Source organism: Streptomyces sp. NPDC088725 (genome assembly GCF_044751305.1).
Classification (GTDB): Bacteria; Actinomycetota; Actinomycetes; order Streptomycetales; family Streptomycetaceae; genus Streptomyces.
The window spans coordinates 90030-102453 of sequence record NZ_JBIVLO010000014.1 but is presented as its reverse complement, the minus strand read 5'-3'; the positions used below and the strand labels follow the sequence as shown (position 1 = coordinate 102453).

Annotated in this window: 11 protein-coding genes and 3 tRNA genes; 6 read left to right on the top strand and 8 right to left on the bottom strand. The window is 70.7% G+C overall.

Features of this window, described 5'->3' with window-relative positions; all coding sequences use genetic code 11:
- Positions 1-30 precede the first annotated feature (30 nt).
- From ACIP6N_RS27905 to ACIP6N_RS27895, 3 genes are all read left to right on the top strand, one after another.
- Positions 31-104 (top strand) — tRNA-Met (locus ACIP6N_RS27905).
- A 203-nt stretch (positions 105-307) separates the two neighbouring features.
- Positions 308-2107 carry a tetratricopeptide repeat protein gene (locus tag ACIP6N_RS27900; protein WP_401820075.1) on the top strand — a complete coding sequence of 600 codons (1800 nt, stop codon included), beginning with the start codon at positions 308-310 and terminating at the stop codon, positions 2105-2107.
- 69 nt (positions 2108-2176) lie between these two features.
- Positions 2177-2250, top strand: a tRNA-Met gene (locus tag ACIP6N_RS27895).
- A gap of 187 nt (positions 2251-2437) precedes the next feature.
- On the opposite strand, the gene ACIP6N_RS27890 is transcribed toward ACIP6N_RS27895, so the two are convergent.
- Entirely contained in the window at positions 2438-2854 is a 417-nt protein-coding gene (locus ACIP6N_RS27890; RefSeq protein ID WP_401820073.1) for a Fur family transcriptional regulator, read from the bottom strand.
- A gap of 127 nt (positions 2855-2981) precedes the next feature.
- Between ACIP6N_RS27890 and ACIP6N_RS27885 the strand changes: the two genes are divergently transcribed.
- Positions 2982-4451 carry a catalase gene (locus ACIP6N_RS27885; RefSeq protein ID WP_401820072.1) on the top strand — a complete coding sequence of 490 codons (1470 nt, stop codon included), beginning with the start codon at positions 2982-2984 and terminating at the stop codon, positions 4449-4451.
- 73 nt (positions 4452-4524) lie between these two features.
- Here the strand turns inward: ACIP6N_RS27885 and ACIP6N_RS27880 are convergent, their stop codons facing one another.
- Positions 4525-4926 (bottom strand): cyclic nucleotide-binding/CBS domain-containing protein, encoded by a 402-nt coding sequence (locus tag ACIP6N_RS27880; RefSeq protein WP_401820071.1) that lies wholly within the window; start codon positions 4924-4926, stop codon positions 4525-4527.
- Between the two features lie 239 nt (positions 4927-5165).
- On the opposite strand from ACIP6N_RS27880, the gene ACIP6N_RS27875 reads away from it, so the two are divergent.
- Positions 5166-5240 (top strand) — tRNA-Trp (locus tag ACIP6N_RS27875).
- Between the two features lie 87 nt (positions 5241-5327).
- Here the strand turns inward: ACIP6N_RS27875 and hisN are convergent.
- The 6 genes from hisN to ACIP6N_RS27845 form a co-directional block, all read right to left on the bottom strand.
- On the bottom strand, positions 5328-6128 hold the full coding sequence (gene hisN, locus ACIP6N_RS27870) for a histidinol-phosphatase (RefSeq protein WP_401820070.1): 801 nt from the start codon (positions 6126-6128) through the stop codon (positions 5328-5330).
- A gap of 84 nt (positions 6129-6212) precedes the next feature.
- Positions 6213-6536 carry a DMT family transporter gene (locus tag ACIP6N_RS27865; RefSeq protein ID WP_401820069.1) on the bottom strand — a complete coding sequence of 108 codons (324 nt, stop codon included), beginning with the start codon at positions 6534-6536 and terminating at the stop codon, positions 6213-6215.
- A 94-nt stretch (positions 6537-6630) separates the two neighbouring features.
- Positions 6631-7641, bottom strand: a complete 1011-nt coding sequence (rsgA, locus tag ACIP6N_RS27860; RefSeq protein ID WP_401820149.1) for a ribosome small subunit-dependent GTPase A — start codon at positions 7639-7641, stop codon at positions 6631-6633.
- A gap of 4 nt (positions 7642-7645) precedes the next feature.
- Positions 7646-9013 carry a 3-phosphoshikimate 1-carboxyvinyltransferase gene (gene aroA / locus ACIP6N_RS27855; RefSeq protein WP_401820067.1) on the bottom strand — a complete coding sequence of 456 codons (1368 nt, stop codon included), beginning with the start codon at positions 9011-9013 and terminating at the stop codon, positions 7646-7648.
- A 114-nt stretch (positions 9014-9127) separates the two neighbouring features.
- Positions 9128-9880: a M50 family metallopeptidase gene (locus ACIP6N_RS27850; protein WP_401820065.1), complete on the bottom strand. Its 753-nt coding sequence runs from the start codon at positions 9878-9880 to the stop codon at positions 9128-9130.
- 84 nt (positions 9881-9964) lie between these two features.
- Complete coding sequence (locus ACIP6N_RS27845) at positions 9965-10573, bottom strand: TetR/AcrR family transcriptional regulator C-terminal domain-containing protein (RefSeq protein WP_401820064.1); 609 nt, start codon at positions 10571-10573, stop codon at positions 9965-9967.
- Positions 10574-10813: 240 nt separating this feature from the next.
- On the opposite strand from ACIP6N_RS27845, the gene ACIP6N_RS27840 reads away from it, so the two are divergent.
- Positions 10814-12379 carry an MFS transporter gene (locus ACIP6N_RS27840; protein ID WP_401820063.1) on the top strand — a complete coding sequence of 522 codons (1566 nt, stop codon included), beginning with the start codon at positions 10814-10816 and terminating at the stop codon, positions 12377-12379.
- The last annotated feature ends 45 nt before the right edge of the window (positions 12380-12424 follow it).

Below are 12424 nucleotides of genomic sequence, written 5' to 3'. Positions count from 1 at the left end.
CCGCGCCGTGGTACGGTTGGCACACAACGGCGCGGGGTGGAGCAGCTCGGTAGCTCGCTGGGCTCATAACCCAGAGGTCGCAGGTTCAAATCCTGTCCCCGCTACTCTCATTCAAGGGCCCGGATCCTCACAGGATCCGGGCCCTTGGTGTGTGTCTGGAGCGAAGTGCGTTTCCGGTGGGCCGAGTTGGTCCGGAGCGTGTTTGACTTGTCACGCTGTGGGCATGTCGACAAAACGCTGAAGTGACCTTACTGACTGCTGTATACCCGGTGTACGTGGGTAGCAGGTGATGCGACGATGGGTGTTTATGGGGGATAGGGCAACTCTGTTGGAGACAGGGCGGTTTGTGCAGCGCTACGCAGCGAACGCCGAGAGCACCGCGGACGCCGAGGAAGAGGCGCGCCACCGGCGCGCCGCCGATGCCGGCGACACCGCGTCCATGAGCGTGCTCGGCGCCCTGCTGCTCCGCCGCGGAGACCTCGACGGCGCGGAGAACTACCTGCGCGCCGCGACCTCGGAGGGCGACCGCGCGGCCGCCAACAATCTGGGCGTCCTGCTCCATCAGCGCGGATATCCCGACGAGGCGGCGGGCTGGTGGCGTGTCGCCGCCGTCGCGGGCTCCGCCGCCGCCGCACACGCGCTGGGCCGCCACCACCGTGAGCTGGGCGACGAGCCGGCCGCGGAGTACTGGCTGCGCCAGTCCGCCGAGCAGGGGCATGCCCTCGGCGCCTACGCGCTCGCCGATCTGCTCGAACACCGCAGTGACGTCGGCGCGGAGCGCTGGCTGCGCGCCGCCGCCGAGCAGGGCCACCGTGAGGCGTCGTACCGCCTCGCGCGCGCACTGGAGCGCAGAGCCCTCGAAACGGACCCCTCGGGCGCGGACCCGAAGGGGCCCGAGCTGATGACCGAGGCCACGCAGTGGTACCGGCAGGCCGCCGCGCGCGGTCACCGCCGGGCCGCGCTGAACCTCGGCGCGATCCTGGAGAAGCGCGGCGAGCTGAAAGAGGCGGGCCGCTGGTATCTGACGTCCGCCAAAGAAGGCGAGACCCGGGCCGCGTGCGCCCTCGGCTTCCTGCTGCGTGACGCGGGCGACGAGGAGAGCGCCGCCATCTGGTGGCTGCGCGCCGCGCAGGACGGCGACGGCAACGCGGCCAACGCCCTCGGCGCGCTGCACGCCGCGCACGGCGAGCAGCAGACCGCGGAGCGGTGGTACCGCGCGGCCATGGACGCGGGCGACGTCAACGGCGCGTACAACCTCGGGCTGCTCTGCGCCGCCCAGGACCGAACGGTCCAGGCCGAGCAGTGGTACCGCCGCGCCGCCTACGCGGGTCACCGCGAGGCGGCCAACGCGCTCGCCGTGCTGCTCCTCCAGGCCGACGACGCGACGGGAGCCGAGCCCTGGTTCTCCAAGGCGGCGGAAGCGGGCAGCGTGGACGCCGCGTTCAACCTCGGCATCCTGTACGCGGGCCGCGGCAGCGACCGCGCGGCCCTGCGCTGGTACGAGCGGGCCGCCGCCGCCGGACATACGGAAGCGGCCCTCCAGGTGGGCATCGCCTACCTCAGGGACGGTGACGAGCAGTCCGCCGAGCGCCATCTGCGGTGCGCGGCGGGCGGCGGCAGCGCCGAGGGCGCCTTCCGTCTGGCCACGGTGCTCGACTCACGCGAACCGCCGCCAGGACTGCCCGTGCTCGGGGAGACGTACACAGAGAAGACCGAGTGCGAGCAGTGGTACGAGCGCGCCGCCGAGCAGGGGCACCGCCGGGCGCAGGTGCGCGTCGGCATGCTCGCGGCGGGCCGCGGTGACATCGCCGAAGCCGCGCACTGGTACCGCGAGGCGGCGGAGGCGGGCAGCCGCAACGGCGCCTTCAACCTCGGGCTGCTGCTGGCCCGCGAGGGCGGCGAGCGCGAGGCGGCCCTGTGGTGGACCAGAGCGGCCCAGGCGGGACACGGTCGCGCCGCACTGCGCCTCGCGCTGCTCGCGGCCCGCAGGGGTGAGCTGAGCGAGGGTCAGCGCTGGTGCGCGCGCGCCGTGGAGCTGGGACCCTCCGAGGTGTCGGAGCGTGCCGCGCGGCTGCGCGAGGCGCTGCACCAGGAACTGACCGCCTGATGGGGGAAGGGAAGTCGCGCACAGTGATTTGCGCTGGTCGACGGCGCGACGTAATGTTGCGTTCAGCGGCGCGGGGTGGAGCAGCTCGGTAGCTCGCTGGGCTCATAACCCAGAGGTCGCAGGTTCAAATCCTGTCCCCGCTACTTGAACCGGAGGCCCGGATCTCGGAAGAGATCCGGGCCTCCGGTGTTTTCGTCGTGAAGGTGGCGGTGAAGGCCGTCGAGGACCGTCGCGAAGGACGAAGGTCCCCGCCCGCACATGACAAAGGCCCCGGCACGCGCCGGGGCCTCTCCGTCATTCGCGTAAGGGAGCCGCGTTCACGTACGGGAGCTACGCCGCCGCGCAGTTCGGGCACGTACCGCGATACGTCACCTCGACGTTCGAGATCGCGAAGCCGAAGCGCTCCGTGTCCGGAAGCTCGGCCAGCGGGTCGCCCGTCGGGTGCACGTCCCTGATCGTGCCGCACTGCGCGCAGACCAAGTGGTGGTGCGGGCGGTGCGCGTTCGGGTCGTAGCGCTTGGCGCGCCGGTCCGTCGACACCTCAAGGATCTCGCCGAGCGTGACCATCTCGCCCAGGGTGTTGTACACCGTGGCCCGGGAGATCTCCGGCAGTCTGGTCACCGCTCTCGCATGCACCTCGTCGGCTGTGAGATGCACGTGATCCCCGTCGAGGACCTCGGCCACAACGCGCCGCTGGGCAGTCATGCGCCAGCCGCGTTCGCGAAGTCGTTCCAACAGGTCACTCATGCGGGTCAGCCTAACAGTGGAGGGGACTTAAGTCCCGAACGTGTGTGACTTTGGATGTTTGCTTGACTTGGACTAAGTCCATCGTAGGATCGACCATGGCATACGCCAAGGGACAGAAGTCGCAGGAATGACGCAGGAGGCGCACGTGACGCAGGGACCGCTCACTACGGAGGCCGGGGCGCCGGTAGCCGACAACCAGAACAGTGAGACCGCGGGTGTCGGCGGTCCTGTGCTGGTCCAGGACCAGGCGCTGCTGGAGAAGCTCGCGCACTTCAACCGCGAGCGCATCCCGGAGCGCATCGTGCACGCGCGCGGCGCCGGTGCGTACGGCACCTTCACGCTGACCCGTGACGTCTCCGAGTGGACGCGCGCCAAGTTCCTCTCCGAGGTCGGCAAGCAGACCGAGACGTTCCTGCGCTTCTCGACCGTCGCGGGCAACCTCGGTTCGGCCGACGCGGTGCGTGATCCCCGCGGCTTCGCGCTGAAGTTCTACACCGAGGAAGGCAACTACGACCTCGTCGGGAACAACACCCCGGTGTTCTTCATCAAGGACGCCATCAAGTTCCCGGACTTCATCCACACCCAGAAGCGCGACCCGTACACGGGCTCGCAGGAGGCGGACAACGTCTGGGACTTCTGGGGTCTGTCGCCCGAGTCCACCCACCAGGTGACCTGGCTGTTCGGTGACCGCGGCATCCCGGCGACGCTGCGCCACATGAACGGGTACGGCTCGCACACGTACCAGTGGAACAACGAGGCCGGCGAGGTCTTCTGGGTCAAGTACCACTTCAAGACCGACCAGGGCATCAAGAACCTCACCACCGACGAGGCCAACAAGCTCTCCGGTATGGACCCGGACAGCCACCAGCGCGACCTGCGCGAGGCCATCGAGCGGGGCGACTTCCCGTCCTGGACCGTTCAGATCCAGGTGATGCCGGCGGCCGACGCGGCCACGTACCGCTTCAACCCGTTCGATCTGACCAAGGTCTGGCCGCACGCGGACTACCCGCCGATCGAGATCGGCAAGCTCGAACTGAACCGCAACCCGGAGAACATCTTCGCCGAGGTCGAGCAGTCCATCTTCTCGCCGGCCCACTTCGTGCCGGGCATCGGTCCCTCGCCGGACAAGATGCTCCAGGGCCGTCTGTTCGCGTACGGCGACGCCCACCGCTACCGCGTCGGCATCAACGCCGACCACCTGCCGGTGAACCGTCCGCACGCCACCGAGGCGCGGACGAACAGCCGTGACGGCTTCCTGTACGACGGCCGCCACAAGGGCACCAAGAACTACGAGCCGAACAGCTTCGGCGGCCCGTTCCAGACGGACAAGCCGCTGTGGCAGTCGGTTCCGGTCTCCGGTGCCACCGGCAACCACGAGGCGCCGCAGCACGCCGAGGACAACGACTTCGTGCAGGCCGGCAACCTCTACCGGCAGATGTCGGACGACGAGAAGAGCCGCCTCGTCGACAACCTCGCGCAGTTCATCTCGAAGGTGTCGCGTGACGACATCGCCGAGCGCGCGGTGAACAACTTCCGCCAGGCCGACGGTGACTTCGGCAAGCGTCTCGAGGCCGCGGTCCAGGCCCTTCGCGGCTGACGTTTTCTCCCGCCGGGACGGCAGGGGCCGGGTCCTTCGTGATCCGGCCCCTTTCGCCGTCCCCGGACCCGGGTCAGCCGGTCAGGACTCCGGCCTCGCGCCTGGCCGGGGCCCAGCACCGGATGATGTCGCGTACCGAGACGATGCCGACGGGACCGTGTTCGTCGAGCACGATCAGATGCCGGAAGCCGCCGCCGGACATGGCCTCCGCGGCCTCCTGAAGCGTCCAGGACGGTGCGGCGAAGACGACGTCGGTCGTGGTGTGGGCGGCGGCGGTCTCGGCGTCCGGGTTCTGGCCCACCCCGACGGAGTTCAGGATGTCGCGCTCGGTGAGGATGCCGATGCCGCAGCCGTCGGGGTCGAGGACGACGGCCGCGCCGATGCGGCGGGCCGACATCAGCCCGGCCGCCTGGCGGAGGGTATGCGCGGGCCCGATGGTGAGTACCACGGAGCTCATCGCGTCACGTACAAGCATGGTTGGAGCCACCTCCTGGGGAGCTGCCCCCACCGGGTGTGTGAACGAGTGACTGAGTGAACAGGAAAACGATTCACAAGTTCACAAGTGGGGGGACTCTCAGGGTGGCAGGGTGGCGCGGGGTTAACAAGAGGTCATTTTGAGGGACATGTCGCATCTCTGTGCTGACTTGTCGACCCGCTCGATCTGACATGGGCATGAACGCTGAGCAATGACCTGGTCTATGCTGACCGGCGGGCGGAGCTGTAGCGCAGAGGTCGTCGCGCGTGGTCTCCAAAACCACGAGGACGCCGGTTCGAATCCGGCCGGCTCCGTACGCAGCACGGCCGTCGCGCCGCCCCGGCCGGCAGCTCTGCGGCCCACGCGGCCGCAGGTCGCTTCCCGGGTGTCAGTGGCGCCGGTCAGTAGCGCTGGTTCAGATAGCCGAGCAGTTCCTCGTGCAGCACCCCATTGGACGCGGCCGCGTTACCGCTGTGCGGGCCTGTGCGGCCGTCGAGGCCGGTGAAGCTGCCGCCCGCCTCCTGGACGACGATCGCGGTGGCCGCCATGTCCCACAGCGACAGCTCGGGCTCCGCGCACATGTCCACGGATCCCTCGGCGACCATCATGTACGGCCAGAAGTCGCCGTAGGCGCGCGTGCGCCAGACCGCCCTGGACAGGTCGAGGAAGCCGTCGAGCCGCCCCTGCTCCTCCCAGCCGGTCAGTGAGGAGTACGCGAACGACGCGTCCTGGATGCGCGAGACCTTCGAGACGTGCAGCCGGGTCGCCGAGGAGAGGCTGCGGCCGGTGTAGGCGCCCCCGCCCTTCGCGGCCCACCAGCGCCGGTTCAGCGCGGGCGCGGAGACCACGCCCACGACCGGCTCGTAACCGCCCTCGCCCGCGACCATGAGGGAGATCAGCGTCGCCCAGACCGGCACGCCGCGTACGTAGTTCTTGGTGCCGTCGATGGGGTCGATGACCCAGCGGCGCGGGCCCGTGCCCTCGATGCCGTACTCCTCGCCGAGGATCGCGTCGCGCGGCCGGGCCCGCTGGAGGCTGCCACGGATCAGTTCCTCGGCCGCTTTGTCGGCCTCACTCACCGGGGTCATGTCCGGTTTGGTCTCGACCTTGAGGTCGAGGGCCTTGAACCGGTCCATCGTCGCGGCGTCGGCTGCGTCCGCGAGGACATGGGCGAGACGGAGGTCATCGTGGAAGTCGGACATGGGCGTCACAGTATCCACAGCTCCGAGGCGCGGGCTACGTGGTCCGCGGGCCGGTCCGTACCGCGGCGCGGTGCGTGAGGCGCCTCAGTGCGCGGAGCCCGAGAGCTGGAGGCCGATGACCCCGGCGATCACGAGCGTGATCGAGACGAGCTTGAGCACGGAGACCACGTCGCCCAGAAAGACCATGCCGTAGATCGCGGTGCCCGCCGCCCCGATGCCCGTCCACACCGCGTACGCGGGACCGACGTCGAGCTTCCTCAGGGAGAGTGTCAGCAGGCCGAAGCTGCCGAGCGCGAAGCTGGCGAAGGCGATCGTCGGCCAGATCCGGGTGAAGCCGTGGGAGAGCTTGAGGCAGACGGCGAAGCCCGTCTCCAGGATTCCCGCCACCACCACCAGCAGCCACGCCATGGTCAAGCCTCCCGCGTCGGTGACTGCGCTGTCTCGCTCCCGCTCGGTGTGATTATGCACTTACCGCAGTCGTCGCAGGCCAAACGGAGGAGCGTCAGTCGCCCTCGCGTCTCTCGCGGGTGGCGAGCAGCCGCCGCAGCGAGTAGAGCCGCGCCGGATCCGCGTGTCCGTCCGCCACCCAGGCGTCGAGAGCGCAGTCCGGTTCGTCGTGGCTGCACGCGCGCGGGCAGCCCTCCGTGCCCGGCACCAGGTCGGGGAAGGCGAGGATGACCCGCGACGGGTCGACGTGGTGCAGCCCGAAGGACCGGATGCCCGGGGTGTCGATGACCCAGCCCTCTGCCTTGGCCAGCGGCAGCGCGAGCGCGGAAGTGGTGGTGTGCCTGCCGCGGCCGGTCACCGCGTTGACGAGGCCGGTGACGCGCTGCCTGTCGTCCGGTACGAGGGCGTTGACCAGGGTCGTCTTGCCGACGCCCGAGTGGCCGACGAACGCGGTGACCCGGCCGTCGAGGTATTCGCGTACGCGGTCGGCCGCCTCGCCGGTGGCCAGCTCGTCGCGCCGGGTGACGACGTAGCGGATGCCGAGCGTGCGGTAGACCTCCAGCAGCTCGTCGGGCGAGGCCAGGTCGGACTTGGTCAGGACGAGCAGCGGTTCGAGCCCCGCGTCGAACGCGGCGACCAGGCAGCGGTCGATCAGCCGGGAGCGCGGCTCGGGGTCGGCGAGCGCGGTGACCACGGCGAGCTGGTCGGCGTTGGCGACGACGACCCGCTCGAACGGGTCGTCGTCGTCCGCCGTGCGCCGCAGTACGGAGCTGCGCTTCTCGATCCGGATGATGCGCGCCAGCGTGTCCTTCTTGCCCGACAGATCACCCACCAGGCTGACCCGGTCGCCCACCACGGCCGCCTTGCGTCCCAGCTCGCGGGCCTTCATCGCGAGGACCACCCGGTCGTCGACGAGGCAGGTGAGCCGGCCGCGGTCGACGGTCAGGACCATGCCCTCCGAGGCGTCCTCGTGCTTCGGGCGGATGTTCGTGCGAGGCCGGTTGCCCTTGGGGTTCGGGCGCGAGCGGATGTCGTCCTCGTCGGGGTTCTTGCCGTAGCGGCGCATCGCGTCAGACTCCCGCACCCGCGAGCATTCCGGCCCACATCAGCGGGAAGTCGGGCAGGGTTTTCGCGGTCGTCCCCACGTTCTCGATCTCCACCCCGTCGACCACCAGGCCGATGATCGCTCCGGCGGTGGCCATGCGGTGGTCGTCGTACGTGTGGAACACGCCGCCGTGCAGCGGACGCGGTCGGATGTGCAGCCCGTCCGGGGTCTCGGTGACATCGCCGCCGAGTTCGTTGATCTCCTTGGTGAGCGCGGCCAGCCGGTCCGTCTCGTGCAGGCGCAGGTGGGCGACGCCGCGCAGGGTGGACGGCGAGTCGGCGAGGGCGGCGACCGCCGCGATGCCGGGGGTCAGCTCCCCGACCTCGCTCAGATCGATGTCGATGCCGTGGACGCGCCCGGAACCGGTGAAGGTGAGGCCGGTGGTCTCGCCGGTCGTCGTGAACGCGCAGGAACCACCCATCTCGGTGAAGATCTGGCGCAGCGCGTCCCCCGGCTGTGTGGTCCGCTCCGGCCAGTCGGGGATCGTCACCCGGCCGCCGGTGACCAGCGCGGCGGCGAGGAACGGCTGGGCGTTGGAGAGATCGGGCTCGACGGTCAGGTCACGGCCGAGTACCGCGCTGGGGGAGACCCGCCAGACATTCGGCTCGCCGCCGGTCTCCGGCTCGTCCACCTGCGCGCCGACCGCGCGCAGCATGTCGACGGTCATCCGGATGTGCGGCAGGGAGGGAAGGGCCGAGCCCACGTGCCGTACTTCCACGCCCTGATTGAAGCGCGGGCCCGAGAGCAGCAGCGCGGAGACGAACTGGGAGGACGCGGACGCGTCGATCTCCACCGGGCCGCCGTCCAGCGCACCGCCGCCGTGCACGGTCAGCGGGAGCGCGCCGCGGTTCTCGTCGTCGATCCGGGCGCCGAGGACGCGCAGCGCGTCGATGACGCCGTGCAGGGGACGCTCGTACGAACGGGGGTCGCCGTCGAAGTGGACGGGTCCGTCGGCGAGCGCGGCGACGGGCGGCAGGAAGCGCATCACCGTGCCGGCGTTGCCGACATCGATCGTCGCGGGGCCGTGCAGGCCCGTCGGGATGATCCGCCAGGCCTCGCCCGCGCCGCCCGCGCCGTCGGGACCCGTCGCGCCGGAGCTGGACGACACCGTCTCGTCGATACCCACGCCCATCGCGCGCAGCGCGTCCGCCATCAGCAGGGTGTCGCGGGACCGCAGCGGCCTGCGCAGCCAGCCGGGCTCGGCGGCGAGCGCGGCGAGGACCAGGCCACGGTTGGTGACCGATTTCGATCCCGGCACGGAGACTGTCGCTTCGACGGCCCCGCTCGCGTAGGGGGCGGGCCAGAGGGCGGGCTGCACGGAGCTTTCGGTCATGGTGCTCACTTTAGTTGCTCGGGCTCGGCCCGGATCCGGAGTAAATGCTGTGAAACCAGGACGTAACGGGAGCTTGACAGTGGCGGACCCGGGCGGCTCCCTGGAGGGCGCGTCCTACAGGCCGAGCAGCCAGCGGCCGCCGCCGATGAGTGAGCAGAGCGCGACCGCGTGGAACAGCACGAACCACATCAGCGCCGGCACGCGGGTGAGCCGCGCCAGCTGGTCGGCGTCGGAGTTCCCCGCCCCGCCGTGCCGGCGCTTGGACTGGAGCTCGAACGCCGGCCGCACGCCCCCGAACAGCAGGAACCAGACGGCCGTGTAAGCGAACGCCGACTGGACGGCGGGCTCCGTCAGCCAGGAGACGAGCAGGAACGCGGCGCCCGCGAGGACCACGGTGAGCACGCCGTACGCGTTGCGGATCATCACCAGCAGCGCCAGCAGCAGGAAGGTCGCCAGCCAGAGCAGCAGCGTGATGTGGTGGGCGGAGAGCAGCCACGCGCCGCCGAGTCCGAGCAGCGGCGGGGCCGTGTAGCCCGCGGCCGCGGTCAGGATCATGCCGGGGCCGGCCGGTTTGCCGCGGCTCACCGTCAGTCCTGAGGTGTCGGAGTGGAGCCGGATGCCGTCCAGCCGGCGCCCGCTGACCAGCGCGACGAGTCCGTGGCCGCCCTCGTGGGCGATGGTGATCGCGTTGCGCGAGACGCGCCAGGCGCGGTGCGGTACGACGAGGGCGAGCGCGACGACCGCTGTCACGACGACCAGCCAGGCGGCGGGGGCGGGCTGGGTGCCGAAGACGCGGTCCCACAGGTTGCCTATGGAGGTGATGTCGATCGGTGCGCTGCCTATGGAGGCGGTGTCGGTGCTGGCCATCGCGCGGGCGGGCTCCTCAAGCGGGTTCGGGCGGTTCGGGCGGTGAGTGGGAGGGGCGGCGGGGTTGTGCCGGAGGGGGAGAGGCTACGGCGCGGTCCGCCGGTTCCCGAGCGCTTCCAGAAGCAGGTCGAGGGCGAAGTCGAAGCGTTCGTCGAAGTCGTCGGAGCCGATGTACGGCAGGACCGCGGTCACGGCCGGATAGTCCGTGGCCGAGATCTCTCCGGGGTCGAGCGCGCGCGGGTCGTCCTGGATGGCCTGCTGCTCCTGGGCGAGGCCCAGCGTCAGATAGAAGACCGTCCAGTGCGCCCGTGCCGCGGTGCGTTTGGAGAATCCGGCCCGCAGCAGGGTGGCGAGGACGGTGTCGGTGTAGCGCATGGTGTGCGGTTCGGCGGTGAAGACGCCGGCGACCATCCGGGCTCCGTCGCGGTGCGACAGGAGAGCGGAGCGGCAACGGTGGCTGAGGACGCGCAGCCGCTCCCGCCACTCGTCGGGCAGTGGTTCGTCGGCGCAGTGGGCGAGGAGTTCGTCCGAGGCCAGTTCGAGCAGCCTGCTCTTGCTCGCGGCGTGCCAGCGCACGGTGTTGTGCTGCACGCCGAGCCGTTCGGCCACGGCGCGCATGGTGAGGCCCGGCAGGCCTTTCTCGTCGAGGACCTGAAGGGCGGCCGAGACGACATCGCCGCGCGTCGTGCGCATCGGTTGCCTCCTGTGCGTGCGTGGGGTCTGTAGGGGGCCGAAGGCATTGTCCGGCGGACAACCTTAGCGGCCCCCTGCTGCCGCTCCTGCCTGTTCGCCGGGCCCTTCCTGCGCGCGTCTTTCCGTTCGCCGCCTTCTCGTTCGCACGTCTTCTCGTTCGTGCGGCAGGCGGGCCGTTTGCTCTTGTCCAGTGGATAACTTAGCCTGACATTGTTATCCACTGGACAAGGGAGGTTTCCCGTGTTGTCGCTCCACCCCGGACGAAACGATGGCGAGCGCCGCACGGGCGGCCTGCTCGCGGCGCTGAGCCTGGCCGTGCTCGCCATGGCGGTACAGCAGACCCTCGTCGTGCCCGTCCTGCCCGCCCTGCGGCAGGACTTCGGAACGGACCTGGCCGGTGCCACCTGGGGCGTGACCGCGTTCCTGCTGGCCGCGTCCGTGGCCGCGCCGCTGCTCGCGAAGCTCGGCGACACCTGGGGACGCAAGCGGGTCGCGCTGGCCGCTCTCGCGGTTCAGGCGCTGGGCGGACTGCTCACCGCTTTCGCGCCCTCGCTCGGCCTCTTCCTGGCCGGCCGTGTGCTCGGCGGAATCGGCGTCGCTGTCTTCCCGCTCGGTATCGGGCTGGTGCGCCAGCACGTCGCGGCGCGCAAAGTGCCCGCCGGTATCGGGCTGCTCAGCGCGATGACGGGCGCGGGCGCCGCTGTCGGAATGCTCGTACCGGGCGTGGTCGAGGCCTTCGCCGGAGGACGGGCCGCCGTGTTCGGCGCGGGCACGGTCGTGGTGGTGGCCGCTCTCGGGCTCATCGCCCTCCGCGTCCCGCGCGACGAGCCGTCCAGCACCTCGCGTCAGCGGCTGGACTACCCGGGCGCCGGACTGCTCGTGGCGGCGCTGGTGCCGCTCCTGGTGGCGATGAGCCAGGCGCCGCGCTGGGGATGGGGGTCGGGCGCGGTCGTCGGCCTGTTCGCGCTGAGCGCTGTCGCCGCGACCGCCTGGTTCCGTTGGGAACGGCGTGCCGCCGTCCCGCTGGTCGACCTCGCGCTGATCGGTCGGGGCAGCGCGCTCGCCGCCAACCTGATCGCCGTGCTGCTCGGCTTCGGCATGTTCGCCTTCTTCACCGTCGTCGCCACCTACGCCGCCGCGCCCGCAAGCGGCGGATACGGGATCGGCGCCTCCACCCTGCGGGTCGGAATGCTCCTGCTCCCCTGCGGTCTGGCCATGATCGTCCTGACGCCCCTCGCGGCCCGCCTGACGCTCAGGATCGGAGCCGCGGCCACGGTCGCGCTCGGGTCGGCCGTCGTCGGCGGGGCGTTCGGCTGGCTGCTGCTCCAGCCCGGCACCGCACCCACGCTGTGGATCGCCTCCGTGCTGTTCGGCCTCGGACTCGGCATCGGTTACTCGGCCCTGGGCACCCTGGCCATCCAGGACGTACCCAAGGAGCACACCAGCGTCGTCAGCGGCATCAACGGCCTGATGCGCACGGTCGGCGGCTCGCTCTCCGGCGCTGTCACCTCGCTCGTCCTGTCGACGCACCTGGTTTCGGGCACCGGGCAGCCGTCCCTCTCCGGCTATCACGTGGTCTTCGCGATCCTCGGGGTCTCCTGCCTGGCCGCGGCGGCGCTGGCGATCAGCCGGGCCCGCACCGGCAGGAACGGCGGCCGCGGTCGTCCGGCCGCGGAAGCAGTGGCCCAGGAAGCAGCTGCTCAGGAGGTCGCGGTTCAGGAGGTCGCGGAGCAGCAAGCAGGGGCCCGGGAAGTCGCGGTTTCCGCCGCCCTGGCCTCTGCGCCGGGACGTACCCCGAGCAGCTGACGTGCTGACTTCGCCGCCGCGCTCAGGCAGAATTTCCGGGGGAGA

Coding starts and splice junctions, on each gene's coding strand:
- ACIP6N_RS27865 (WP_401820069.1), bottom strand. CDS start 6,536: ATGGCGTGGCTGCTGGTGGTGGTGGCGGGAATCCTGGAGACGGGCTTC.
- ACIP6N_RS27845 (WP_401820064.1), bottom strand. CDS start 10,573: ATGCGCACGACGCGCGGCGATGTCGTCTCGGCCGCCCTTCAGGTCCTC.
- aroA (WP_401820067.1), bottom strand. CDS start 9,013: ATGACCGAAAGCTCCGTGCAGCCCGCCCTCTGGCCCGCCCCCTACGCG.
- ACIP6N_RS27890 (WP_401820073.1), bottom strand. CDS start 2,854: ATGAGTGACCTGTTGGAACGACTTCGCGAACGCGGCTGGCGCATGACT.
- ACIP6N_RS27885 (WP_401820072.1), top strand. CDS start 2,982: ATGACGCAGGAGGCGCACGTGACGCAGGGACCGCTCACTACGGAGGCC.
- ACIP6N_RS27880 (WP_401820071.1), bottom strand. CDS start 4,926: ATGCTTGTACGTGACGCGATGAGCTCCGTGGTACTCACCATCGGGCCC.
- rsgA (WP_401820149.1), bottom strand. CDS start 7,641: ATGCGCCGCTACGGCAAGAACCCCGACGAGGACGACATCCGCTCGCGC.
- ACIP6N_RS27900 (WP_401820075.1), top strand. CDS start 308: ATGGGGGATAGGGCAACTCTGTTGGAGACAGGGCGGTTTGTGCAGCGC.
- hisN (WP_401820070.1), bottom strand. CDS start 6,128: ATGTCCGACTTCCACGATGACCTCCGTCTCGCCCATGTCCTCGCGGAC.
- ACIP6N_RS27850 (WP_401820065.1), bottom strand. CDS start 9,880: ATGGCCAGCACCGACACCGCCTCCATAGGCAGCGCACCGATCGACATC.